At 62.0% G+C, this 23895-nt stretch carries 26 protein-coding genes; 20 read left to right on the top strand and 6 right to left on the bottom strand.

Going from position 1 to position 23895, the window contains the following annotated elements:
• Nucleotides 1–19 precede the first annotated feature (19 nt).
• From eno to ispD, 3 genes are all read left to right on the top strand, one after another.
• Nucleotides 20–1309 (top strand): phosphopyruvate hydratase, encoded by a 1290-nt coding sequence (gene eno / locus OGV19_RS17925; RefSeq protein ID WP_264309972.1) that lies wholly within the window; start codon nucleotides 20–22, stop codon nucleotides 1307–1309.
• A 169-nt stretch (nucleotides 1310–1478) separates the two neighbouring features.
• Nucleotides 1479–1760: a cell division protein FtsB gene (gene ftsB / locus OGV19_RS17920; RefSeq protein WP_004375443.1), complete on the top strand. Its 282-nt coding sequence runs from the start codon at nucleotides 1479–1481 to the stop codon at nucleotides 1758–1760.
• Entirely contained in the window at nucleotides 1757–2464 is a 708-nt protein-coding gene (gene ispD, locus OGV19_RS17915) for a 2-C-methyl-D-erythritol 4-phosphate cytidylyltransferase (protein ID WP_264309971.1), read from the top strand. Before ftsB ends, ispD begins: the two co-directional genes overlap by 4 nt.
• Before the next feature lie 131 nt (nucleotides 2465–2595).
• Here ispD and OGV19_RS17910 read toward each other — a convergent pair whose 3' ends face one another.
• Nucleotides 2596–3492 carry a LysR substrate-binding domain-containing protein gene (locus tag OGV19_RS17910; RefSeq protein ID WP_264309970.1) on the bottom strand — a complete coding sequence of 299 codons (897 nt, stop codon included), beginning with the start codon at nucleotides 3490–3492 and terminating at the stop codon, nucleotides 2596–2598.
• A gap of 107 nt (nucleotides 3493–3599) precedes the next feature.
• Here OGV19_RS17910 and OGV19_RS17905 point away from each other — a divergent pair, with 107 nt between their 5' ends.
• From OGV19_RS17905 to rpoS, 8 genes are all read left to right on the top strand, one after another.
• Entirely contained in the window at nucleotides 3600–4712 is a 1113-nt protein-coding gene (locus OGV19_RS17905) for an S-(hydroxymethyl)glutathione dehydrogenase/class III alcohol dehydrogenase (RefSeq protein ID WP_264309969.1), read from the top strand.
• A gap of 8 nt (nucleotides 4713–4720) precedes the next feature.
• Nucleotides 4721–5575: an S-formylglutathione hydrolase gene (gene fghA / locus OGV19_RS17900; RefSeq protein WP_264309968.1), complete on the top strand. Its 855-nt coding sequence runs from the start codon at nucleotides 4721–4723 to the stop codon at nucleotides 5573–5575.
• Between the two features lie 65 nt (nucleotides 5576–5640).
• Nucleotides 5641–6114, top strand: a complete 474-nt coding sequence (gene ispF / locus OGV19_RS17895) for a 2-C-methyl-D-erythritol 2,4-cyclodiphosphate synthase (protein WP_264309967.1) — start codon at nucleotides 5641–5643, stop codon at nucleotides 6112–6114.
• Nucleotides 6111–7169, top strand: a complete 1059-nt coding sequence (gene truD, locus OGV19_RS17890) for a tRNA pseudouridine(13) synthase TruD (RefSeq protein ID WP_264309966.1) — start codon at nucleotides 6111–6113, stop codon at nucleotides 7167–7169. The genes ispF and truD overlap by 4 nt, the downstream gene beginning before the upstream one ends.
• Nucleotides 7157–7906: a 5'/3'-nucleotidase SurE gene (gene surE, locus OGV19_RS17885; RefSeq protein WP_264309965.1), complete on the top strand. Its 750-nt coding sequence runs from the start codon at nucleotides 7157–7159 to the stop codon at nucleotides 7904–7906. The genes truD and surE overlap by 13 nt, the downstream gene beginning before the upstream one ends.
• A 35-nt stretch (nucleotides 7907–7941) precedes the next feature.
• Nucleotides 7942–8580, top strand: coding sequence for a protein-L-isoaspartate(D-aspartate) O-methyltransferase (locus tag OGV19_RS17880; RefSeq protein WP_264313969.1), 639 nt, complete (start codon nucleotides 7942–7944; stop codon nucleotides 8578–8580).
• Nucleotides 8581–8774: 194 nt separating this feature from the next.
• Complete coding sequence (locus OGV19_RS17875; RefSeq protein ID WP_264309964.1) at nucleotides 8775–9632, top strand: peptidoglycan DD-metalloendopeptidase family protein; 858 nt, start codon at nucleotides 8775–8777, stop codon at nucleotides 9630–9632.
• A gap of 108 nt (nucleotides 9633–9740) precedes the next feature.
• Nucleotides 9741–10748, top strand: a complete 1008-nt coding sequence (gene rpoS / locus OGV19_RS17870) for an RNA polymerase sigma factor RpoS (protein WP_033700853.1) — start codon at nucleotides 9741–9743, stop codon at nucleotides 10746–10748.
• 503 nt (nucleotides 10749–11251) lie between these two features.
• Here rpoS and fdxA read toward each other — a convergent pair.
• Nucleotides 11252–11575 (bottom strand): ferredoxin FdxA, encoded by a 324-nt coding sequence (fdxA, locus tag OGV19_RS17865; protein WP_027595821.1) that lies wholly within the window; start codon nucleotides 11573–11575, stop codon nucleotides 11252–11254.
• Nucleotides 11576–11715: 140 nt separating this feature from the next.
• Nucleotides 11716–14289 carry a DNA mismatch repair protein MutS gene (mutS, locus tag OGV19_RS17860; RefSeq protein ID WP_264313968.1) on the bottom strand — a complete coding sequence of 858 codons (2574 nt, stop codon included), beginning with the start codon at nucleotides 14287–14289 and terminating at the stop codon, nucleotides 11716–11718.
• A gap of 304 nt (nucleotides 14290–14593) precedes the next feature.
• Between mutS and OGV19_RS17855 the strand changes: the two genes are divergently transcribed.
• From OGV19_RS17855 to recX, 4 genes are all read left to right on the top strand, one after another.
• Nucleotides 14594–15247: a glycosyltransferase family protein gene (locus OGV19_RS17855; protein WP_264309963.1), complete on the top strand. Its 654-nt coding sequence runs from the start codon at nucleotides 14594–14596 to the stop codon at nucleotides 15245–15247.
• A 272-nt stretch (nucleotides 15248–15519) separates the two neighbouring features.
• A complete protein-coding gene (locus OGV19_RS17850) occupies nucleotides 15520–16002 on the top strand; it encodes a CinA family protein (protein ID WP_264309962.1) in 483 nt (160 codons plus the stop codon).
• 103 nt (nucleotides 16003–16105) lie between these two features.
• Nucleotides 16106–17173: a recombinase RecA gene (recA, locus tag OGV19_RS17845; RefSeq protein WP_027595825.1), complete on the top strand. Its 1068-nt coding sequence runs from the start codon at nucleotides 16106–16108 to the stop codon at nucleotides 17171–17173.
• Nucleotides 17174–17194: 21 nt separating this feature from the next.
• Nucleotides 17195–17665 (top strand): recombination regulator RecX, encoded by a 471-nt coding sequence (gene recX / locus OGV19_RS17840; protein WP_264309961.1) that lies wholly within the window; start codon nucleotides 17195–17197, stop codon nucleotides 17663–17665.
• Nucleotides 17666–17716: 51 nt separating this feature from the next.
• Here recX and OGV19_RS17835 read toward each other — a convergent pair whose 3' ends face one another.
• Nucleotides 17717–18835 carry an LOG family protein gene (locus OGV19_RS17835; protein WP_264309960.1) on the bottom strand — a complete coding sequence of 373 codons (1119 nt, stop codon included), beginning with the start codon at nucleotides 18833–18835 and terminating at the stop codon, nucleotides 17717–17719.
• A gap of 304 nt (nucleotides 18836–19139) precedes the next feature.
• On the opposite strand from OGV19_RS17835, the gene OGV19_RS17830 reads away from it, so the two are divergent.
• The gene (locus tag OGV19_RS17830; protein WP_264309959.1) at nucleotides 19140–19352 is read left to right on the top strand and encodes a hypothetical protein; all 213 of its coding nucleotides are present in this window, start codon (nucleotides 19140–19142) and stop codon (nucleotides 19350–19352) included.
• A 9-nt stretch (nucleotides 19353–19361) separates the two neighbouring features.
• Here OGV19_RS17830 and OGV19_RS17825 read toward each other — a convergent pair whose 3' ends face one another.
• Entirely contained in the window at nucleotides 19362–19781 is a 420-nt protein-coding gene (locus OGV19_RS17825) for a quorum-sensing-regulated virulence factor family protein (RefSeq protein ID WP_264309958.1), read from the bottom strand.
• Between the two features lie 217 nt (nucleotides 19782–19998).
• On the opposite strand from OGV19_RS17825, the gene OGV19_RS17820 reads away from it, so the two are divergent.
• The 3 genes from OGV19_RS17820 (at nucleotide 19999) to OGV19_RS17810 (ending at nucleotide 22018) form a co-directional block, all read left to right on the top strand.
• A complete protein-coding gene (locus OGV19_RS17820) occupies nucleotides 19999–20709 on the top strand; it encodes a tRNA-uridine aminocarboxypropyltransferase (protein WP_264309957.1) in 711 nt (236 codons plus the stop codon).
• A gap of 222 nt (nucleotides 20710–20931) precedes the next feature.
• Nucleotides 20932–21582, top strand: coding sequence for a response regulator transcription factor ErdR (gene erdR / locus OGV19_RS17815; RefSeq protein WP_264309956.1), 651 nt, complete (start codon nucleotides 20932–20934; stop codon nucleotides 21580–21582).
• A gap of 73 nt (nucleotides 21583–21655) precedes the next feature.
• Nucleotides 21656–22018, top strand: a complete 363-nt coding sequence (locus OGV19_RS17810; RefSeq protein ID WP_027595832.1) for a diacylglycerol kinase — start codon at nucleotides 21656–21658, stop codon at nucleotides 22016–22018.
• Here OGV19_RS17810 and finR read toward each other — a convergent pair.
• Nucleotides 22015–22941 (bottom strand): LysR family transcriptional regulator FinR, encoded by a 927-nt coding sequence (gene finR, locus OGV19_RS17805; RefSeq protein ID WP_264309955.1) that lies wholly within the window; start codon nucleotides 22939–22941, stop codon nucleotides 22015–22017. The two genes, OGV19_RS17810 and finR, sit on opposite strands and share 4 nt — an antisense overlap.
• A gap of 120 nt (nucleotides 22942–23061) precedes the next feature.
• On the opposite strand from finR, the gene fpr reads away from it, so the two are divergent.
• Nucleotides 23062–23841: a ferredoxin-NADP reductase gene (gene fpr / locus OGV19_RS17800; RefSeq protein ID WP_016501130.1), complete on the top strand. Its 780-nt coding sequence runs from the start codon at nucleotides 23062–23064 to the stop codon at nucleotides 23839–23841.
• Nucleotides 23842–23895: the final 54 nt, after the last annotated feature.

Genomic DNA, 23895 nt, shown 5'->3' with positions numbered 1-23895 from the left:
TTCTGGAGTGCTTACAACAATGGCAAAAATCGTCGACATCAAAGGTCGTGAAGTTCTCGATTCGCGTGGCAACCCCACCGTGGAAGCCGATGTACTGCTCGACAACGGCATCATCGGTAGCGCTTGCGCGCCGTCCGGTGCTTCCACCGGCTCGCGCGAAGCGCTGGAGCTGCGTGATGGCGACAAGAGCCGTTACCTGGGCAAGGGCGTGCTCAAAGCCGTCGCCAACATCAACGGCCCGATCCGTGACCTGCTGCTGGGCAAGGATCCTTCTGACCAGAAGGCCCTGGACCATGCCATGATCGCCCTGGACGGTACCGAAAACAAAGCCAAGCTGGGTGCAAACGCCATCCTGGCCGTTTCCCTGGCTGCTGCCAAGGCCGCTGCCCAGGACCAGGACCTGCCGCTGTACGCGCACATCGCCAACCTGAACGGCACTCCGGGCCAGTACTCGATGCCGGTTCCGATGATGAACATCATCAACGGTGGCGAGCACGCCGACAATAACGTCGACATCCAGGAGTTCATGGTGCAGCCGGTTGGCGCCAAGACCTTCTCTGATGGCCTGCGCATGGGCACCGAAATCTTCCATCACCTGAAGGCTGTACTGAAGGCTCGCGGCCTGAACACTGCCGTGGGTGACGAAGGTGGCTTCGCGCCGAACCTGGCGTCCAACGAAGACGCGCTGGCCGCCATCGCCGAAGCTGTTGAAAAAGCCGGCTACAAGCTGGGCACCGACGTGACCCTGGCCCTGGACTGCGCGGCTTCCGAGTTCTATGAAGACGGCAAGTACAACCTGTCTGGCGAAGGCAAGTCGTTCGACGCCGAAGGCTTTGCCGAGTACCTGAAAGGCCTGACCGAGCGCTTCCCGATCATTTCGATCGAAGACGGCCTGGACGAGTCCGACTGGGCTGGCTGGAAGATCCTCACCGACAAGATCGGCGAGAAGGTGCAACTGGTCGGCGACGACCTGTTCGTGACCAACACCAAGATCCTCAAGGAAGGCATCGAGAAGGGCATCGGTAACTCGATCCTGATCAAGTTCAACCAGATCGGCTCGCTGACCGAAACCCTGGAAGCCATCCAGATGGCCAAGGCTGCCGGCTACACCGCGGTGATTTCGCACCGTTCCGGTGAAACCGAAGACTCGACCATCGCCGACCTGGCCGTGGGTACCGCTGCTGGCCAGATCAAGACCGGCTCGCTGTGCCGTTCCGACCGCGTATCCAAGTACAACCAACTGCTGCGCATCGAAGAGCAACTGGGTGCCAAGGCGGTTTACCGTGGCCGTACCGAGTTTCGCGGTTAAGCAAGAGATGGTAAAAAGACAGCAGCCGGAGCTGTCGGAACACTCGTACTGAATGTTCCTACACTTCCAACGGGTTTCTGTCGACGAAGCCTGGCCTCGGCCAGGCTTCGTGCTATTCGAGGCCCCGAAGTAAACAGTACGCGGCGGTCTTTTTAACCTGGATACCTTGATGCGCAGTCCCTATTGGTTGTTCCTCGTTCTGCTTCTGCTGTTGGGTGGCCTGCAGTACCGCCTTTGGGTGGGTAACGGCAGCCTGGCGCAAGTGACCGAGCTCAAGCAGCAGATCGCCGAGCAGCATGCCGAAAACGAGCGTCTGCTTGAGCGTAACCGTGTGCTTGACGCAGAAGTCCTGGAGTTGAAGAAAGGTATGGAGACCGTGGAAGAACGGGCTCGTCATGAATTGGGGATGGTCAAAGAGGGCGAAACCCTCTTCCAGTTGCCGCAAAAATGACTGACACATTACCGGCCTTCTGGGCCGTGATTCCTGCTGCGGGCGTAGGTGCCCGCATGGCTGCCGACCGCCCCAAGCAGTACTTGCAATTGGGTGGGCAGACCCTTCTCGAGCATAGCCTCGACTGTTTTCTTGGCCATCCGTCGCTCAAGGGCGTGGTGGTCAGCGTTGCCGAGCACGACCCTTACTGGCCAGGCCTGCGCTGTGCCAGCGACCCGCGTATCCAGCGCGCGGCGGGTGGTCGTGAGCGAGCTGACTCGGTGCTCAACGCCTTGCTGCTGCTGCATGCCCAAGGGGCAGCAGACAGCGATTGGGTGCTGGTTCACGATGCCGCGCGGCCGAACCTTGCGCGTACCGACCTGGACAAGCTGTTGACGGAGTTGGCCAATGACCCGGTGGGTGGCCTGCTGGCGGTGCCGGCGCGCGATACCCTCAAGCGAGCCGACAGCAAGGGGCGGGTCAGCGCTACTGTGGATCGCAGCACCATCTGGCAGGCGTATACGCCGCAGATGTTTCGCCTGGGGGCCTTGCACCGGGCGCTGGCCGAATGCCTGGTTTCCGATGTGGTGGTCACCGACGAGGCGTCAGCCATCGAATGGTCCGGCCAGGCGCCGAGGTTGGTCGAAGGGCGTAGCGACAACATCAAGGTGACCCGGCCGGAAGACCTTGAGTGGTTGCGTCAGCGCTGGGCCGGGCGCCGCTGACACAGTACTTCTGTACTGGCCTCTTCGCGGGCAAGCCCGCTCCCACAGGTAAAGCACAAGTTTCAAGCCCTGTGCAGTACCTGTGGGGGCGGGCTTGCCCGCGAAGAGGCCAGCACAACCAGCTCATCCCCTCAGCCCAGTCGATACTCCGGCAACCCCGCCAACCCTTCCTTCAGATAATCCACCAGCCGCCGCACCTTCGGCGACAGATGCCGCTGCTGCGGATACAACGCCCACACCGCCGTATTCGGCGGCTGATGCCCTTCCAGCAGCGATACCAGTGCCCCGGTGTTCAGGTGCTCAAGCACGTAATAGTCCGGCAGCTGGCACAAGCCCATCCCCAGCAATGCCGCGTCGAGCACGGCCTGCCCGCTGTTGCAGCGCCAGTTGCCCTGCACCCGCTGACTGATCTCGCGACCGTCCTGCTGTAGCGCCCACAGGTCCGAACTCCCCACCAGGCAATTGTGCCGTGCCAGTTCCGACAGGCTGTGCGGCCGACCGTAACGTTCCAGATAAGCCGGCGAGGCGCACAGATACATGCGCCGTGGCGCCAGGCGGGCGGCAACCAGCCTGGAATCGGCGAGCCGGCCGAGGCGAATGGCCAGGTCCATGCCTTCGTGCAGCAAGTCCAGCGTGCGGTTGCTCAACTCCACTTCCACCCTCAGTTGCGGGTACAACGCCATGAAGCGCGTCACCAGTGGCACGATGAAGCGCTCGCCATAGGCCACCGCACACGTCATGCGCAGCAACCCCTTGGGTTCGCTGGCCAGGTCGCCCATCGCCCGCAGGGCTTCTTCACGGCCATCCTGCAGGCGCTGGCAATGCTGCAAAAACGTCTGCCCGGCCTCGCTCAAGGTGACACGCCGGGTACTGCGGTACAGCAGGCGGGTCTGCAGGCGCTCCTCCAGCCGGGCGATCTGGCGGCTGATATGCGATGACGACACGCCCAGGCGCTCGGCCGCCGCAGTGAACTGGCCAGACTCGGCCACCGCGACGAATTCGTCGATGCCTTCCCAGCGGCTGCTCATTGATTATCCCTGAGTGGCAATAATGTTTTGTCTTCGCCTTGATTATTCATCAAAAAAGCATGAATTACACTGTCAGCCTGAACTGACCCTCTGTCTGGAGACCTTTGATGATCAAGTCCCGTGCTGCTGTAGCCTTCGAAGCCAAGAAACCCCTGGAAATTGTCGAAGTGGACGTAGCCATGCCCAAGGCCGGCGAAGTGCTGCTGCGGGTGGTTGCCAGCGGTGTCTGCCACACCGACGCCTACACCCTGTCCGGCGCCGACCCAGAGGGCATCTTCCCTTCGATCCTGGGTCATGAAGGCGGCGCGATCGTCGAGGCAGTGGGCGAGGGCGTGACCTCGGTGGCCGTGGGTGACCATGTCATTCCGCTGTACACCCCTGAATGCGGCCAGTGCAAATTCTGCCGCTCCGGCAAAACCAACCTGTGCCAGGCCATCCGCGCCACCCAGGGCAAGGGCCTGATGCCCGACGGCACCACGCGCTTCTCCTATAAAGGCCAGCAGCTGTTCCACTACATGGGCACTTCGACCTTCTCCGAGTACACCGTGCTGCCGGAAATCTCCGTGGCCAAGATCCAGAAGGAAGCCCCGCTGGAGAAGGTCTGCCTGCTCGGCTGCGGCGTTACCACCGGTATCGGTGCGGTCATCAATACCGCCAAAGTCAAACCGGGGGACACCGTGGCCATCTTCGGCCTCGGCGGCATCGGCCTGTCGGCGATCATTGGTGCAGTCAAGGCCAAAGCCTCGCGCATCATTGCCATCGACATCAACCCGGCCAAGTTCGAGATCGCCCGTCAGCTGGGTGCCACCGATTGCATCAACCCGAAAGAGTACGACCGCCCGATCCAGGACGTGATCGTCGACCTCACCGACGGTGGCGTGGACTTCTCCTTCGAGTGCATCGGCAACGTTCAGCTGATGCGTGCGGCGCTGGAATGCTGCCACAAGGGTTGGGGTGAGTCGGTCATCATCGGTGTTGCCGGTGCTGGCCAGGAAATCGCCACCCGTCCGTTCCAGCTGGTCACCGGCCGCGTCTGGCGCGGTTCGGCGTTCGGTGGTGTGCGGGGCCGCAGCGAGCTGCCAAGCTACGTCGAAATGGCCGAGAAGGGCGAGATCCCGCTGGATACGTTCATCACCCACACCATGGGCCTGGAAGACATCAACAAAGCTTTCGACCTGATGCACGAAGGCAAGAGTATCCGCAGCGTGATCCACTTCTGAGGTCTGCCATGAGCCTGGACAACATCTCTTGCCAGAAGAGCTTCGGCGGCTGGCACAAGCGGTACCGGCATCACTCCAAGGTGCTCGGCTGCGACATGGTGTTCGCCGTGTATCTGCCGCCACAGGCCGAACAGGGCGCGAAGCTGCCGGTGCTGTACTGGCTCAGCGGCCTGACCTGCACCGACGAGAACTTCATGCAGAAGGCCGGTGCCCAACGCCTGGCCGCCGAGCTTGGGCTGATCATTGTCGCGCCAGACACCAGCCCGCGTGGCGAGCAGGTGCCGGGCGACCCCGATGGCGCTTGGGACTTCGGCCTGGGTGCCGGCTTCTACCTCAATGCCACCCAGCAACCCTGGGCGCAGCACTACCGTATGCATGATTACGTGGTGGAGGAGCTGCCAGCTCTGATCGAAGCGCACTTCCCAGCGTCTGATCAGCGCAGCATCAGTGGCCATTCGATGGGCGGGCATGGCGCCTTGGTGTGCGCCTTGCGTAACCCTGGGCGCTACCGCTCGATATCGGCGTTCTCGCCCATCAGCAATCCAATGGACTGCCCATGGGGCGAAAAGGCATTCAGCCGCTACCTGGGTGACGACCGTGCACGCTGGCGCGAGTGGGATGCCAGCGTGCTGCTGGCCGAAACGCCAGCGGGCAGCTGCCCACCGTTGCTGGTCGACCAGGGCGACCGTGATGATTTCCTCGAGAAGCAGCTCAAGCCCGAGGCGCTGGAGCAAGCCGCACGCAAAGGGGGGCATGCACTGACCCTGCGCCTGCAGCCGGGTTATGACCACAGCTACTACTTCATCGCCAGCTTCATCGAAGACCACTTGCGCCATCACGCGGTGGCGTTGGGCCGGGTGTAAGGCGCAGCCCCAATACCGCACAAAGCAGGTAGAATCACGCCCTGACTCAATCAGGGCGTTTTTCTATGCGTATTGGCCATGGCTACGATGTGCACCGTTTCTGCGACGGTGATTTCATTACCCTGGGCGGGGTCCGTATCCCCCACAAACATGGCCTTCTGGCCCATTCCGACGGTGACGTGCTGCTGCACGCCCTGAGCGATGCCTTGCTTGGCGCCGCAGCGCTGGGCGACATCGGCAAACACTTCCCTGACACCGATCCGCAATTCAAGGGTGCCGACAGCCGTGCCTTGTTGCGCCATGTGGTCGGTATCGTCCAGGCCAAGGGCTGGAAGGTCGGCAATGTCGACGCCACCATCGTCGCCCAGGCGCCGAAAATGGCCCCGCACATCGAGACCATGCGCCAGCTGATTGCCGAAGACCTGCAGGCTGAGCTCGACCAGGTCAACGTCAAGGCCACCACCACCGAAAAGCTGGGCTTCACCGGCCGTGAGGAGGGTATCGCCGTGCACGCGGTGGCCCTGTTGCTGCCAGCATGACCGAACTGGAACTGCTGGGCCCGCGCGCATCGGGTGAACCACTGGGAACGGCGGTGCTCAAGGCCGTGGCTGAAGATTTCCAGGTCGACGAAGTCCTGGATATTCCGTTGTCGGGCCAGGGTGAGCACCTGTGGTTGTGGGTCGAAAAACGCGATCTCAACACCGAAGAGGCGGCCCGCCGGCTGGCTCGCGCCGCAGGCGTGCCTGCCCGCTCGATCAGCTACGCCGGGCTCAAGGATCGCCAGGCCCTGACTCGGCAGTGGTTCAGCCTGCACCTGCCCGGCAAGGCCGACCCGGACCTGTCGCGAGCCGAGGATGAGAGCCTGCGCGTGCTCAAGCAGGTACGCCACCAGCGCAAACTGCAGCGTGGCGCGCATTCGGCCAACGGTTTTACCCTGCGTCTTACCGCCCTTGCCGCCGATCACCAGGCACTGGACGTACGCCTGGAGGCGCTCAAGCAGCATGGCGTGCCGAACTATTTCGGCAGTCAGCGTTTTGGCCATGCTGGCGGTAATGTTCACGACGCGCTCGACTGGGCCGCCCGCAAGGCCCTGCCTGAACAGCGCAACGTGCGCTCGCGCCTGCTCTCGGCAGGGCGCAGCTACCTGTTCAACCAGATTCTCGCCGCACGAGTTGCTGACGGCAGCTGGGCGCGTGCCCAGGTGGGGGATCTGCTGGCATTCACCGATAGCCGTAGTTTCTTTCCCGCTACCGAGCAGGAATGTTCCGACCCGCGGCTGGCCATTCTCGACCTGCACCCCACCGGTGCGCTATGGGGTGAGGGGCAAACCCCTGCTACCGGTGCCACTGGCGAACTGGAAGCGGCAGTCGGCGCACGGCAGCCAGCACTTTGCCATTGGCTGGCCCTGGCGGGCATGGATCACGAACGGCGCATTCTGCGGCTCCCTATTGGCGGCCTGACGTGGCATTATCCCGAGCCTGATATCCTGCAACTGGAATTCGTCCTTCCGGCCGGATGCTTCGCCACCGTGGTGGTGCGCGAAGTCGTGGATCTGGTGCCGGCAGGGCAGACGGACAGCCCATGCGTATTCTGATTTCGAACGACGACGGTGTCACCGCACCCGGCCTCGCCGCGCTGCATGCTGCGTTGGTGGATTATGCCGAGTGCGTGGTGATTGCCCCGGATCAAGACAAGAGCGGCGCCAGCAGTTCGCTGACGTTGGACCGGCCCCTGCATCCGCAGACCCTGGCCAACGGTTTCATCAGCCTCAACGGTACGCCGACCGACTGCGTGCACCTGGGGCTCAACGGGCTGTTGCCGCAGACCCCTGACATGGTGGTGTCCGGGATCAACCTGGGGGCCAACCTGGGCGATGACGTGCTCTATTCGGGCACCGTCGCCGCTGCATTGGAAGGCCGCTTCCTGGGCAACACGTCGCTGGCGTTTTCGTTGCTGTCGCGCCAGCCGGACAACCTGCCCGCCGCCGCCTACATCGCCCGTCGCCTGGTGGAGGCGCAGTCGCGCCTCGTGTTGCCGCCGCGTACCGTGCTCAACGTCAATATCCCCAACCTGCCGCTGGAACACATCCGTGGCATCCAGCTCACCCGCCTGGGGCACCGGGCGCGGGCGGCGGCGCCGACCAAGGTGGTCAACCCGCGTGGCAAGGAAGGGTACTGGATTGCCGTGGCCGGCGACGCCGAGGACGGTGGCCCAGGCACGGATTTCCACGCGGTGATGCAAGGTTACGTATCGATCACCCCGCTGCAGCTCGACCGCACCTTCAACGATGCTTTCGAACAGCTCGACGGTTGGCTGGAGGGCCTGCTCTGATGCGCGAGGACGATATGCTGCGCCGGGGTATCGGCATGACCTCCCAGCGGACCCGGGAGCGGCTGATCCAGCGCCTGTGCGAAGAGGGCGTGGCGAACACCAAGGTGCTCGACGCGATCCGCCGCACCCCGCGCCACCTGTTCGTCGACGAGGCCCTGGCGCATCGCGCCTACGAAGACACTGCACTGCCGATCGGTCATAACCAGACCATCTCGCAGCCGTTCATGGTGGCGCACATGAGCGAGCTGCTGCTTGAGGCCGGGCCGCTGGACAAGGTGCTGGAGATCGGCACCGGCTCCGGTTACCAGACGGCGATACTTGCCCAGCTGGTCGAGCGGGTGTTCTCGGTGGAGCGAATCAAGGTGCTGCAGGACCGCGCCAAGGAGCGCCTGGTGGAACTGAACCTGCGTAACGTGGTGTTCCGCTGGGGGGACGGTTGCGAGGGCTGGCAGGCGCTGGCACCCTACAACGGCATCATTGTCACCGCCGTGGCGCCAGAGGTGCCGCAAGCATTGCTCGACCAGCTGGCGCCAGGGGGGCGCATGGTGATCCCGGTGGGCCCGGCAGGCGAGACGCAGCAGTTGATGCTGATCGTGCGTGAGGAGCATGGATTCTCCCGGCGCGTGCTTGGGGCCGTGCGCTTCGTGCCGTTGCTCAATGGTCCGTTGGCCTGAGCCACGGAATATTTACGGCAGCGACGAATTCTTGCGCCATCGCCCTGTCTATCTGGCGGGGGATCCACTGTAGCACTGGCCGTGGTGGGCGTTCTTGCCGCCGTCCACCCAATGCGGGTGGGCTCGGTTATAATTGCAACAATATTGCATTTCTTATCGTTATTTCGGTATTCGGCACCATGAGGGGAGCGCGGGTGGGTCACACAGGCATTCGGCAGCGCAAGGATTGGGCGGGTTTCAAGCTTCTGGTGATTGCACTGGCCATGGGCACCCTGCTGGCGGGTTGCTCCAGCACCAGCTCGACGAGCGCTCGCGTGGTCGACCGTAACGCTGCAGCGCCCAAGCGGCCGGCGGTAACCTCCGGTCAATACATCGTCAAGCCGGGCGATACGTTGTTCTCCATCGCCTTCCGTTACGGCTGGGACTACAAGGAACTGGCTGCGCGTAACGGCATCCCGGCGCCTTACACCATTCGCCCTGGTCAGCCGATTCGTTTCAGCAGCGGCTCCACGGGCACCACCACGGTGGTGTCCAGCCCGTCCTCTTCGAGCAAGACAACGGTCATCCGTCGCCCTGTCGGTAGCACCGGCACCGCGCCTGTCAGTAATACCAAGCCGGCGACCACGGCCCCGGCAACCCGTGCGCCGGTGGTGGCTACTGTGCCGGCCGCAGAGCGTGCGGTGGGGGGCTGGACCTGGCCGGCCAACGGCGTGCTGATTGGAAAATTTGCTTCAAACGGTAGTTTGAATAAAGGCATTGATATCGCCGGTGATTTGGGACAGCCTGTTTTTGCTGCGTCTGATGGTGCAGTGGTCTACGCCGGGAGTGGCTTGAGGGGCTACGGCGAGCTGATCATCATCAAGCACAGCGATACCTACGTCAGTGCCTACGGTCACAACCGCAGGCTGTTGGTTCGGGAGGGGCAGCAGGTCAAGGCAGGGCAGTCGATTGCTGAAATGGGGTCCACGGGCACTGATCGGGTGAAGCTGCATTTCGAGATTCGCCGCCAGGGTAAACCCGTCGATCCACTCCAGTTCCTGCCACGCCGTTGATTGTTGTACCCGGCCTGTTCCTGTGATGTAGAGGGGACAGGCTCCAGCGCTGCCAGGGATATAGGTGCCGCTCGAGTCTGAGTTCGAACTCAGCAAAGGACTATAACAATGGCTCTCAATAAAGAAGCGCCGGAGTTTGACATCGACGATGACGTCCTCCTGATGGAGACGGGCATCGTTTTGGAAACGGATGTGGTGTCAGACGAACCTGCTGTACCTTCGGTTCGGACCAGGGCCAAGTCCGGCTCTTCGCTCAAGCAGCACAAGTACATCGATTACACTCGGGCACTTGATGCTACGCAGTTGTACCTTAACGAAATCGGTTTCTCGCCACTGCTGTCGCCGGAAGAGGAAGTTCATTTTGCGCGTCTGTCGCAAAAAGGTGATCCCGCCGGCCGTAAGCGCATGATCGAAAGCAACCTGCGTCTGGTTGTAAAAATTGCCCGTCGTTACGTGAATCGCGGCCTGTCGTTGCTCGACCTGATCGAGGAGGGCAACCTGGGGCTGATCCGTGCGGTCGAGAAGTTCGACCCGGAGCGTGGTTTCCGTTTCTCGACCTATGCGACCTGGTGGATTCGCCAGACCATCGAGCGGGCGATCATGAACCAGACCCGCACCATTCGCCTGCCGATCCATGTGGTCAAGGAGCTCAACGTCTACCTGCGTGCCGCGCGGGAGCTGACCCAAAAGCTCGATCACGAGCCGTCGCCAGAGGAAATCGCCACGCTGCTGGAGAAGCCTGTCGCTGAGGTCAAGCGCATGCTGGGGCTCAATGAGCGGGTCTCTTCGGTGGACGTTTCGCTCGGGCCGGACTCGGACAAGACCCTCCTCGATACCCTCACCGATGACCGCCCGACCGACCCGTGTGAGCTGCTGCAGGATGACGACCTGTCGCAGAGCATCGATCAGTGGCTGGGCGAGCTGACCGACAAGCAGCGTGAGGTGGTGGTACGCCGCTTTGGCCTGCGCGGTCACGAGAGTAGCACCCTGGAGGATGTTGGCCTGGAGATTGGCCTAACCCGTGAGCGTGTGCGGCAGATCCAGGTAGAAGGGCTCAAGCGCTTGCGTGAGATCCTTGAGAAGAACGGCCTGTCCAGTGAGTCGTTGTTCCAGTAGTCAGCTGTTCGCTAGCACAAGACGCCCCGATAGCCTCGGGGCGTTTTTGTGTGTGCGCGTCGCAGCGCTGCCGTTGTGGGGTGCACCTCGCATTGTGTAATGCGCCACCCCAGTAACATTGCGTGTAAGAGATCGCTTACTGGTTTTGTAAGCTATCTATGCAACCAACAGTAAATCATTGTCGTTTTCAGATTCGGTGTAATCTTAACTCACTGAAAATCATAGGTTATTCGGGCATGAGGAAATGTGTCCGCGGCAATATCTTGTGATATGGGTCGGTTGTCTGGCCCGCTGAAGTCGCTAGTATTCGAACTGTGCACACGGACATGCACAGGCTTTCAAGGAGAAGGCCAAGGACATCGCAAAGACGCGATTTCATCAGGATGATGTTTGGGACAATCAGGGACTACGGAAAAAAATGTGGGCGGGTCATACCGCCCCTTTTTTTTGCCTGCCGAAAATGAAAAAAGGCCCGAATGGGCCTTTTTCGTATCTGGGCGCTATCAGCGCTCCAGATCTGCAATCTTGCCGGTCTTGCCATCCCACTCTTCAGCGTCGGGCAGGGCGTCCTTACGCTCGGTGATGTTTGGCCAGATTTCCGCCAACTCGGCGTTCAGCTCGATGAAGTTCTCCATGCCCGATGGCACTTCGTCTTCCGAGAAGATGGCTTGCGCTGGGCATTCTGGCTCGCACAGTGCGCAGTCGATGCACTCGTCCGGGTGGATGACCAGGAAGTTCGGGCCTTCGTAGAAGCAGTCCACCGGACAGACTTCCACGCAGTCGGTGTATTTGCATTTGATGCAGTTGTCGGTGACGACGAAGGTCATTTCTAGTTCTCTCCTCAGGCGACGGCGGCGGCCCTTCCTCTCGGGGCCGCGCGATTTGCGGGTATGTGGCTGCAGGCCAGGCTAATAACCTGCAGCACCAGCAAACCGCGGCGGATTCTACCAGCTTGTAGTGGGCGCCGTTATAACAGGTTCTTTAGTTGATATAGCATTTCGATAGCTTGGCGCGGGGTCATGTCGTCCAGGTCCAGCTTGCCCAGCCTCTCGATGGCCGGGTGCGGCAAGCTGGCGAACAGATCGCTCTGGTGCGGGACGTGTGGCTCGTCCTTGGCCTTTTTGCCCAGCGGCTGCTCGTGTGGCAGGCTCGCGGTTTCCAGGCGGCCCAGGTGTTCGCGGGCACGCTGGATGACTGCGCTGGGCACGCCGGCCAGTTGCGCCACGGCCAGGCCGTAGCTTTGGCTGGCAGGGCCTGGCAGCACGTGGTGCAGGAAGACGATACGCTCGTTGTGTTCGGTGGCGTTCAGGTGAACGTTGGCCACCAGCGGCTCGTTTTCCGGCAGTACGGTGAGCTCGAAGTAGTGCGTGGCGAACAGCGTGTAGGCACGCAGCTGGGCCAGGCGCTCGGCGGCGGCCCAGGCCAGCGACAGGCCGTCGAAGGTGCTGGTGCCGCGGCCGACTTCGTCCATCAACACCAAGCTGCGGTCGGTGGCGTTGTGCAGGATGTTGGCGGTTTCACTCATCTCGACCATGAAGGTCGAGCGCCCGCCCGCCAGGTCATCGCTGGAGCCGATACGGGTGAAGATACGGTCGACCAGCGACAGCTCGCATTGCGCTGCCGGCACGAAGCTGCCGATGTGCGCCATCAGCACGATCAGTGCGGTCTGACGCATGTAGGTGGACTTACCGCCCATGTTCGGGCCGGTGATGATCAGCATGCGGGTGCTGTTGTCCAGGCTCAGGTCGTTGGCCACGAACGGCGTGGTCAGCACCTGCTCGACCACCGGATGTCGGCCTTGGTCGATGCGCAGGCAGGGCTCGTCGACGAAGCGTGGGCAATTCAGGTCGAGGTTCAGTGCGCGCTCGGCGAGGTTGCTCAGCACGTCCAGCTCGGCCAGGGCGGCTGCGCTGTCCTGCAGCGGTGCCAGGTGGCTGATCAGGGTTTCGAGCAGGGCATCGTAGAGCATCTTCTCGCGGGCCAGGGCACGGCTCTTGGCCGACAGCGCCTTGTCCTCGAATGCCTTGAGCTCCGGGGTGATGAAGCGCTCCGCACCTTTGAGGGTCTGGCGGCGAATGTAGTCGCCCGGAGCCTGCTCGGCCTGCTTGGTCGGCAGCTCGATGAAGTAGCCGTGAACGCGGTTGTAGCCAACCTTGAGGTTGGCGAGGCCGGTACGGGCCTTTTCGCGGGCTTCCAGGTCGATCAGGAACTGGCCGGCGTTCTCGCTGATCGCCAGCAGCTCGTCCAGCTCGTTGTCGTAGCCGGCCTTGAGCACGCCGCCGTCACGGATCACCGCTGGCGGGTTGTCGATGACTGCCCGCTCCAGCAGGCTGCTCAGCTCCGGGTAAGTGCCGGTAATGGCCGCCAGGCGCGCCAGGTGCGGGGCTTCCAGCTCGGCCATGGCGTTTTGCAATTCGGGCAGGGCGCCGAGGGCATCACGCAGGCGCGCGAGGTCGCGTGGGCGGGCATTGCGCAGGCCGATACGGGCGAGGATCCGCTCGATATCGCCAATTTCCTTGAGCTGCGGCTGCAGTTTTTCGAAACGATAGCCATCGAGCAGGCAGCGGATCGAGTCCTGGCGCGCCTGCAAAACTTTGAGGTCACGCAGCGGGCGGTTCAGCCAGCGGGTCAGCAAACGGCTGGCCATGGCGGTCTGGCAGCGGTCGATCACTGACTGCAGGGTGTTGTCGCGCCCGCCTGCCAGGTTGATGTCCAGCTCCAGGTTGCGACGGCTGGCGCCGTCGAGGATGACCGTGTCGTCCAGGCGTTCGTGGCGCAGGCTGCGCAGGTGCGGCAGGGCAGTGCGCTGGGTTTCCTTGGCGTAGGTCAGCAGGCAACCGGCGGCGCCGATGGCCAGGGTCAGCTTGTCGCAGCCAAAGCCTTTGAGGTCCTTGGTTGCGAACTGCTGGCACAGGGCTTTGCGTGCCGAGTCCCGGTCGAAGTCCCAAGGGGCACGGCGGCGTGCGCCCGGGCGCTTCTCGGCGGGCAGGTCGCGTGGCCAGTCATCGGGGATCAGCAGCTCGACCGGGTTGATGCGTTCGAGCTCGGCCAGCAGGTTTTCCCAGCCCTTGATTTCCTGCACGCTGAAGTTGCCACTGGTGATATCCAGCACCGCCAGGCCAAACAGGCGCTCATCGCCCAGTAGCGCGGCGATCAGGTTGTCGCGGCGCTCGTCGAGCAGCGCTTCGTCGCTGACCGTGCCGGGGGTGATGATGCGCACCACCTGGCGTTCCACCGGGCCTTTGCTGGTAGCAGGGTCGCCAATCTGTTCGCAGATCACCACCGATTCGCCGAGCTTGACCAGTTTGGCCAGGTAGCCTTCGAGCGAATGGAACGGAATGCCGCACATGGGGATGGACTGGCCGGCTGACTGACCGCGCGCGGTCAGGGTGATATCCAGCAGTTTCGCGGCTTTCTTCGCATCTTCGTAGAAGATCTCGTAGAAATCGCCCATGCGGTAGAACATCAGCTGGTCCGGGTGCTGGTTCTTCAGCCTCCAGTACTGCTGCATCATCGGGGTGTGTGCGGAGAGATCGGAGATTGCTTTATTCATCAATGACTTAAAGAGTAGGTCTCAACATTGTGGGGCAAACTTAGGGCGTTCTGTGTTGCGTTCCTGACGCCGAGACCCACCTGATTTTTCAAGCTGGGTAGGTTACCACGCCTGCGGACCACGCAGTACCTGTCCGTCACAAGGGCCGGGCCAGGTAGGCTGGATTGGTTAGAGGCGGATTGACACTACCTCGTCCCTATGGACAATTGCGTACTTTTGACCTCATGGCAGCTCTCACCTGTGGTGATGCGTAGCCCAGTAAATATGTATTGCAATCAGGCTGATTAGTGCAGTGAGCGGAATTCGTTTTGATGTAGATGCCGTGTATTGCATTTCGCTCGACACGCGAAATGACAGGCGCAAGCTGTTCACGGAAACCATTGGCCGACAGCTCGACAATGAAGTCGTCTTCCATGTCGTCGAGAAAGACAGTGACCCGAAACGCGGTTGCTACGAGTCGCACCAGCAGCTAGCGCGCCATGCGCTGGACAATGGTCTGGGTAGGATCCTCATTTTCGAGGACGATGCAAAGGCCTATGAATTAAAGGCTTCGCGTGTCCGCTGGATCAATCGTTTCATGCAGTCTCGACGCTTTGAGGCCTTGCACCTGGGCTACTCCATGGGGCGCACCTGGCTCACCTGGTTCCCATTCGTCGCCCGCGGCCGGGTGGTGGCATTGCACGCCTACGTGCTGTCGCGCGAAGGTTGCCGGATCCTGGCCCAGACGCCCTACGACGGTACACCCGTGGACGTGATGTTCAAGCACAGGATTCGCCAGCATTGCGCGTTCCCCATGATGTTCAGGCAACATGCAGCGGCTGTGACGGGCAGTGACCTCGAACAGGTGGTTTGCAATGAGGACGAGTGGTGGGAGCGCAATTGGGCCAAGCACTGCCGCTCGCCGCTGAAAAACATCTGGCGTACCCTGCTGCGCCTGAACTTCTGAGCCGACGTTGTATCCATGACCAGTGACCGCGCTCGCCCCTTTGTTAAGCCTTCTTTACTAAAGCGTATGGTGTGTCGGCTTTTCAGGCACAAGCCTGTGGCGCTTGAGCGTATTTTCACCGGGGAGATCGTTGTCTCGCGAAACGCCTGCAGCCGCTGTGGGCGAGCCCTGCGCGATACTGCCGAATATCAGTGAGGGGTAGGGGATACCGGTGAGGGTGCCGGGTGGTGAGCTCGGGTGGTAGGGTGTAGCCAGTCTTCAAGGAGCCTGACATGGACCCGATCACCACGCTTTCCGCCCGCCTGGGCGAACACCTGCGCGGCCTCAATGCCCAGGTGACCACCGCTGAGTCCTGCACGGGCGGTGGTATCGCTGAAGCCATCACCCGCATCCCCGGCAGTTCGGCCTGGTTCGAGGCCGGGTACGTGACGTATTCTAATGCCCAGAAAACCCGCCAACTGGGGGTGCCCGAGGCACTGTTCGGCGAGGTGGGTGCGGTCAGCCAGGAAGTGGTCGAAGCCATGGCCCGGGGCGCCCAGGCCGCCAGCGGCGCACGGTTTGCCGTGGCGGTGAGTGGCGTGGCCGGGCCGGATGGCGGCTCGCCGGCCAAGCCGGTGGGCACCGTATGGCTGGCCTGGGCCGATGGCAGCCGCGTCATCAGCGAGCGCCGCCAGTTCGCTGGCGACCGTGATGCAGTGCGCCGACAAACGGTGATCGCCGCGTTAGACGGCTTGTTACAGCTTGGTGCCGAGTAAATCGACGACAGGGGTTTGCTCGCGCGCTTCGCTGTGGAATAATACTGGCTACTTATACAGGTATTCCGGCCATCAGGGCCAAGTCGAACACGTGAGGATTTCAATGGACGACAACAAGAAGCGCGCCTTGGCTGCGGCCCTGGGTCAAATCGAACGCCAATTCGGCAAGGGCGCGGTCATGCGCATGGGCGACCATGAGCGCACAGGCATCCCGGCGATCTCCACCGGTTCCCTGGGCCTGGACATCGCCCTCGGCATCGGCGGCCTGCCAAAAGGCCGTATCGTCGAAATCTACGGCCCGGAGTCCTCGGGTAAAACTACCCTGACCCTGTCGGTCATCGCCGAAGCCCAGAAAAATGGCGCCACGTGCGCCTTCGTCGACGCCGAGCACGCCCTCGATCCGGAATACGCCGGCAAGCTGGGCGTCAACGTCGACGACCTGCTGGTTTCGCAGCCAGATACCGGTGAACAGGCCCTGGAAATCACCGACATGCTGGTGCGTTCCAACGCGGTTGACGTGATTATCGTCGACTCCGTGGCAGCACTGGTGCCCAAGGCCGAGATCGAAGGCGAGATGGGTGACATGCACGTGGGCCTGCAGGCTCGTCTGATGTCGCAAGCGCTGCGCAAGATCACCGGCAACATCAAGAACGCCAACTGCCTGGTCATCTTCATCAACCAGATCCGCATGAAGATCGGCGTGATGTTCGGCAGCCCGGAAACCACCACCGGTGGTAACGCCCTGAAGTTCTACGCCTCTGTGCGCCTGGACATCCGCCGTACCGGCGCGGTCAAGGAAGGCGACGAAGTGGTCGGCAGCGAAACCCGGGTCAAGATCGTCAAGAACAAGGTCTCGCCTCCGTTCCGTCAGGCCGAGTTCCAGATTCTCTACGGCAAGGGTATCTACCGTAACGGCGAAATCATCGACCTGGGTGTTTCTCAGGGGCTGGTGGAGAAGTCCGGTGCCTGGTACGCCTACCAGGGCAACAAGATCGGCCAGGGCAAAGCCAACGCCGCCAAGTACCTGGCTGAGAACCCGGCCATTGGTGCCGAGATCGAGAAGCAGATCCGCGAGAAGCTGCTCAAGGCCGGTGCTGCCGCCGAAGCGGGCAAGGCTGCCGCAGCTGAGGCCAGTGCCGACGACGTGGCTGATGCCGACGCCGGTTATTGATCACTGTTTTAGATAGCGACTATGTCCGCCGTACTCGACACCCCCGTCGCCATTCGGCGGACAGCCATGGACCTGCTCGCGCGACGTGAGCATGGTCGCGTCGAGCTGACGCGCAAGTTGCGTCAGCGCGGCGCTTCGGATGAGTTGATTGAGCCCGAGCTCGATCGGCTCGCCGAAGAAGGGTTGCTCAGCGAAGCCCGCTACCTTGAAAGCTTTATCAGGTACCGCTCCAATTCCGGCTATGGCCCTGCGCGTATACGCGAGGAACTTGGCCAGCGTGGCCTGGATCGTGGCGATATCGATCAGGCGTTGCGTGAAAGCGGTGTGGATTGGGCGCAGCGGCTGAGGGATGTGTGGCAGCGCAAGTTTGCCGGGCAACGCCCCGCTGACCCCCGCAGCCGTGCCCAACAGACCCGATTCCTTGCCTACCGTGGGTTCTCCATGGAAATGATCGGCCGCCTGCTCAGTGGTCGAGATCTCGACGACTATTGAAACCGTGCGCGCCTACGCGGCCGCGTTACGCACGCACAGTGGTGGTTCATCTCAACTGACCTTCAACGCCTCCCTGGCCCGCTGGGTGGTGTGCATGGGCTGAGGCTTGGCCCAGTTCTCCGGCAGGTTGATAAAGTCCACCAGTTCGCGCAGGCGGCCCTGGTCACGGCCGTTGAAGGCAAACGACAGCCGGGTCAGATGGCTGAAATTACCTACCTCGTGCTCCGCGCCGCTGTCGGCATGCTGGTGGTATTTGCCACTTAGGCGCAAATCGGCGAAGCCTTCCTGAATGTCGTAGAGCGCAGCATCGCTGAGGGGGTGATGCATGCGGATCACGAACTGGTTCTTCAGCCAGCGGCTGGAGTGGTAGTTGCTGTAGAACTGGTTGATTTCCGCCACGGCTTCATCGGCGCTGTGCACCAGGCGCAGCAGTTTGAGGTCGCTGGGCAGGATGTAGCGGTTCTCTTCGAGCTGACGGCCGATGAAGTCCAGGCAGTCGCGCCAGAAGCTGCCGCCGGGGGAGTCGAGCAATACCACCGGCACCAATGGGCTCTTGCCGGTCTGGATCAGGGTGAGCACTTCGAGCGCTTCATCCAGCGTGCCGAAGCCACCAGGGCAGAGCACCAGCCCATCGGCCTCCTTGACGAAAAACAGTTTGCGAATGAAGAAAAAGTGGAAAGGCAGGAGTTTGTCGGTGCCGTCCACCGTGGGGTTGGCATGCTGTTCAAACGGCAGGGTGATGTTGAAGCCCAGGCTGTGATCGCTACCGGCCCCTTCATGCGCTGCAGCCATGATGCCGCCACCTGCGCCTGTGATGACCATCAGGTCGGAGCGTGCCAGGGTGGCGCCCAGCTCACGGGCGAGGGCGTACATCGGGTGTTCCAATGGCGTTCGGGCCGAGCCGAACACCGTCACCTTGCGACGGCCCTTGTAGCGCTCCAGGGTGCGGAACGAGTGGTCCAGCTCGCGCAGGGCCTGCAGGGTGATCTTGGCGCTCCAGCGGTCCGTGTCGTCGTGGGCCATGCGCAGGATGGTTAGCATCATGTCGCGGTACAGGGGTAGGTTGGGGCTGTTCGGTGCAACAAGTTGCAGCTGTTGGTCGATCTTGCTCAGGTCGATGTTGTTGTCCCTGAAGTGATTGAACAACAGCTCATTGGGTTGGTAAGGCATTCAACGTCTCCTTCTGCAGCAAAACCTCTGACCGGGTCGATGGTATGTCCCGGCCGCGACGCTGCGTGCGTCGCTGGCTGCTGATGCTCGAGTATGCAGTTCGAGCGTTGCAGTAGGCCTTCAAGGCCATGGTGCAGTGGCAATCAATCCATCTCGTCGATTCGGGTGTGCTCGATATCAATCTAGACCCTCGCGCCAGATCGTGCCGCAGTCATTGCTGCAGCCGCTGGTCGGCGCGCAGCCAATAGCGCTGAGGGTTTGATTAACTGGGAGAGCGAAACGTATCGATGCAGGAGGTGGCGGTATGCATCGCTTGATCATCGAGGTGGACCGGCAGCTCTATCAACTGCTGGAAAATGCGGCGCAGGTGCATCACCTGAGCCTTGAGGCAGAGTGCCGTCGCAGGCTTTCGGGGCTGGAGTGCCAGTCGCGCTACCTGCAGGCGCTACTGGCAGAGTTGCGCGCTGATGCCGAGGAAGAGCAGTGGCGCGCCCCTGATGACGAACGGGTCGTCTAGGTCATTTGCTTACTTTTTCTTGTTACCGGCGACACAGCTGGCGGCGTCGAATGCCTGGTCCATCACCGGCCGATTGGTCTTGTACTCTGTGAAGCGATAGACCATGACAGCGCCTTTGGACATCAGGTTGCGGTAACCGTTGTTACGGCAAACGCTGGCGCCCAACTGGTCGCGGACCTGTTCGGGGTTGGCCTGCATGCGCTCGGCATGGCTTTGGCGCACGCTGAGGTGGTTGACCAGTGCCTTGCCCTCGACGGTGTAACCCTGGTCGAGGATGTCTTCGTTGATGGCGCGGGGCGTGCCGACGCTGCTCTCTTTGGCGACCTTCTGCAGCATCCTGTTCAGATCGTAATCCTGCTTGGACGCCGCCTGGGCCGCCAGGGGCAGGGTGAGCAGAAGGCTCAGGGTCGGGACGATAAGACGCAGCATGTATCTCTCCTGGTTCAATGACTGGCGGTTTGACATGCGCCGGCAGGTGACGTTCCCTGAGTGCAGCTTCACGGCGGCTCAGGTTCGCCAAAGTGTCGATTATACGGGGCCGGCCAGCCCCGCTGCACGGCAAATGACGCCCGCTCTGGTAGACTTGCGTTTTGTGTTTCCGAGCCGTCGCAGTGTCCATCTCCAATCTGTTCAAAGGCCTGCCAGCATGAGCCACGCGGTAGCGCGCTTACGCGCCGAACGCCTGGCCCGCAGCAACAAGCCGTTCATTGCCCGTGGTTCACGGGCCGTCCGTTGCCCGCAATGCAGGGTCATCGCCAGCCATTGCCTGTGTGCCTGGAAGCCCCGCGTGCCGGCAGAGTCGGGTGTGTGCCTGTTGATGCACGACACCGAGCCGCTCAAGCCGACCAACACCGGCTGGCTGATTGCCGACCTGGTCGAGGATACCTCGGCCTTTGGCTGGCAGCGCACAGCAGTGGACGACAACCTGCTGGCGCTGCTCGAACAACCCCAGTGGCAGCCCTACATCGTTTTCCCTGGCGAGTTCGTCGCCCAGGAGCGGGTGGTCAACCAGGTAGAACGCGAGCCAGGCAAGCGCCCGTTGTTCATCCTGCTCGACGCCACCTGGACCGAGGCGCGCAAGATGTTCCGCAAGAGCCCCTACCTGGACCGCTTCCCGGTGTTGAGCCTGGAGGCCGAGCAGATGTCGCGCTACCGCCTGCGCCGTTCCAAGCGTGACGACCACTTCTGCACAGCGGAAGTGGCGGCCATGTGCCTGGAGTTGGCCGGCGACCAGCGCGCCTCCCAGGCCCTGGATGCCTACCTGGATGTATTCAGCCTGCACTACCTGAGCGCCAAGCGGCATTTGCCGCTGGATGAGCAGGACGCTGCGCATCAGCGTTTGCATACCTTCCTATAGTCCAAGGGGCAGTTGCGCGGGATTGGTTCATAATGACGGGGCTGGCAGCCAGGGTGGGCGAGGACGGCAGGGCAATTGGCTTGACCACCCCGACCGTGCTCGGCATCCTTGGCGCCGATTCGGGCACGCCGAAGGTGCCGTTACCCCGGCTTCGCCGTGCCTTTCCGCCAAGCGCCCTTACTACCTCGCACGCGCCTGGCACAGAACAGGATCCTTAGATCGATGGCCACTTACGAAATCCTGATTGCCGATGACCACCCGCTGTTTCGTGGCGCCCTGCGCCAGGCTGTTACCCTGGGCCTTGGCGCCGATGTGCGCCTGGTTGAGGTCGCGAGCATTGCCGAGCTGGAAACCCGTCTGAGCGAAAAAGCCGACTGGGATCTGGTCCTGCTGGACCTGAACATGCCGGGCGCCTACGGGTTCTCCGGGTTGGTCCTGCTGCGTGGGCAATACCCGCAGATCCCCGTGGTGATGGTATCGGCGCAGGAAGAGGCAGCAGTCGTGGTCAAGTCCCGCGAGTTTGGTGCCAGTGGTTTCATCCCCAAGTCCAGCCCGCTGGAAGTGATTCAGGACGCCGTGCGCAAGGTGCTGGACGGCGAGGTCTGGTGGCCACCGCAAGCGTTTGAGAAAGTCGATGTTTCGGCCGAAGCCAAGGCTGCCAGCGAAGGGCTGGCCAGCCTCACACCGCAGCAGTTCCGGGTGCTGACCATGGTCTGTGAAGGCTTGTTGAACAAGCAGATCGCCTATGAGCTGAGTGTCTCGGAGGCCACCATCAAGGCCCACGTGACGGCGATCTTCCGCAAGCTGGGCGTGCGTACGCGTACCCAGGCAGCCTTGCTGCTGCAACAACTTGAATCGGTAGCCAGCAACTAACTGCCTGCTTCTTCACGCTTTTTTGACCCACGCTGGATTAGTCTGCCGGCCTTTCTTCGGTGAAGTGACGCACATGTCGCCATTCAAAGGCCAGACCGGCCTCAAACGCATCTTCAACGCCGCCGGCTACTCGCTGGACGGCTTGCGCGCCGCCTTCAAGGGCGAGGCCGCGTTCCGTCAACTGGTGCTGCTCAACGTGCTGCTGATCCCGACTGCCTTCTGGCTGCCGGTCAGCCGCGCGGAGCGGGCGATCATGATTGCGGTGTGTCTGCTGGGCTTGATCGTCGAGTTGTTCAACTCGGCGGTGGAAGCCGCCATCGACCGTATTTCGCTGGAACGCCACCCCTTGTCGAAAAATGCCAAGGACATGGGCAGCGCCGCGCAACTGGTGGCGCTGACCATGGTTGCGCTGGTCTGGGGCGTGATTCTGCTCTAGGCGATTGCCGGCAGCACGATTTCATCACTGCGGGTGAAGCCTGCGGTGAAGTTGCGGCATAGCTCAAGAAACTCGCGCATGGCCGAGGTCTGGTATTTCTGCTTGTGCCAGATGAAGTAGAACTGGCGCATCAAGTCCAGCTCCGGGGTTTCGACCGGTACCAGGCTGCCACGGCGGAAGGCATCGCGCAGGGCCAGGCGCGAGATGCAGCCGATGCCCAGGCCCGACTCCACCGCCCGCTTGATCGCCTCGGTGTGTTCGAGCTCCAGGCGGATGTTGAGGTTGGCGCGATGATGACGCATGGCCTGGTCAAAGGTCAGGCGCGTGCCGGAGCCTTGCTCGCGAAGAATCCAGGCTTCCTGGGACAATGTCTGAATGTCTGCGTGGCCCAGCGTGGCCAGTGGGTGCTGTGGCGCGCAGAACACGACCAGTTCGTCCTCGACCCAGGGCTGAACCTCCAGGTCTGGGTGGTTGCAATCGCCTTCGATCAGACCCAGATCAATTTCGTAGTGAGCGACTTGTTGCACAATGTGCGCCGTGTTCTGCACGTGCAGCTTGACCTGGCTTTCCGGGTGTACCTGCATGAAGCTGCCGATCAGCAGGGTCGCCAGGTAGTTGCCAATGGTCAGCGTGGCGCCGACCGCCAGCGAGCCGAAGGCCGACTTGCCATTGAGCAGGTCTTCGATTTCCTTGGCCTGGTCGAGCAAGGCGACAGCCTGTGGCAGCAGTTGATGGCCCAGGGCGTTGAGGCTCAGGCGCTTGCCGGCGCGATCGAACAGCTGGCAGCTGGATTGGCGCTCAAGCTCGGTGATGGAAGTGCTGGCAGCCGACTGCGACAGCGACAGCAGGCCGGCGGCCCGAGAGACGCTTTGATGCTGGGCCACGGCGACGAAGACCTGGAGCTGACGAAGTGTGAATCGCATATCTATATAACCGATAACACATATCTTGATAATTCAGTTAACAGATATTGTCGCTGCCCCTAAACTATCGCGCAACTGCGCGTTTTGCGCGCGCTGCGTCTTTCTTCAGGAGCCCCATCGATGAGCAACATGAACCACGAACGTGTCCTCAGTGTGCACCACTGGAACGACACCCTGTTCAGCTTCAAGTGCACCCGGGATCCGGGCCTGCGCTTCGAGAACGGTCAGTTCGTGATGATCGGCCTGCAGCAGGAAAGCGGCCGCCCGCTCATGCGCGCCTATTCCATCGCCTCGCCGAACTGGGAAGAGCACCTGGAATTCTTCAGCATCAAGGTGCCGGACGGCCCGCTGACTTCCCAGTTGCAGCACCTGAAGGAAGGCGACGAGATCATCATCAGCAAGAAGCCTACCGGCACCCTGGTGCTCGATGACCTGAACCCGGGCAAGCACCTGTACCTGCTGAGCACTGGCACTGGCCTGGCGCCCTTCATGAGCGTCATCCAGGACCCGGAAACCTACGAGCGCTTCGAGAAAGTGATCCTGGTTCACGGCGTGCGTTATGTGAACGAAGTGGCTTACCGCGAGTTCATCACCGAGCACCTGCCGCAGAACGAGTTCTTCGGTGAGTCGGTACGCGACAAGCTGATCTACTACCCGACCGTGACGCGCGAGCCGTTCGAGAACCAGGGCCGCCTGACCGACCTGATGCGCAGCGGCAAGCTGTTCAGCGACATCGGCCTGCCACCGATCAACCCGCAGGACGACCGCGCGATGATCTGCGGCAGCCCAAGCATGCTGGACGAGACCAGCGAAGTGCTCGACAGCTTCGGCCTGAAAGTCTCCGCCCGCATGCGCGAGCCGGGTGACTACCTGATCGAGCGCGCCTTCGTCGAGAAATAAGGCGCAGGCTGCTACGAGAAAGGCGACCCTTGGGTCGCCTTTCTAATGCCTGGG

This window comes from Pseudomonas putida (genome assembly GCF_025905425.1).
GTDB lineage: Bacteria > Pseudomonadota > Gammaproteobacteria > Pseudomonadales > Pseudomonadaceae > Aquipseudomonas > Aquipseudomonas putida_AF.
Note: the sequence above shows the minus strand (reverse complement) of the source record. Positions and strands in the feature narration are given on the sequence as shown.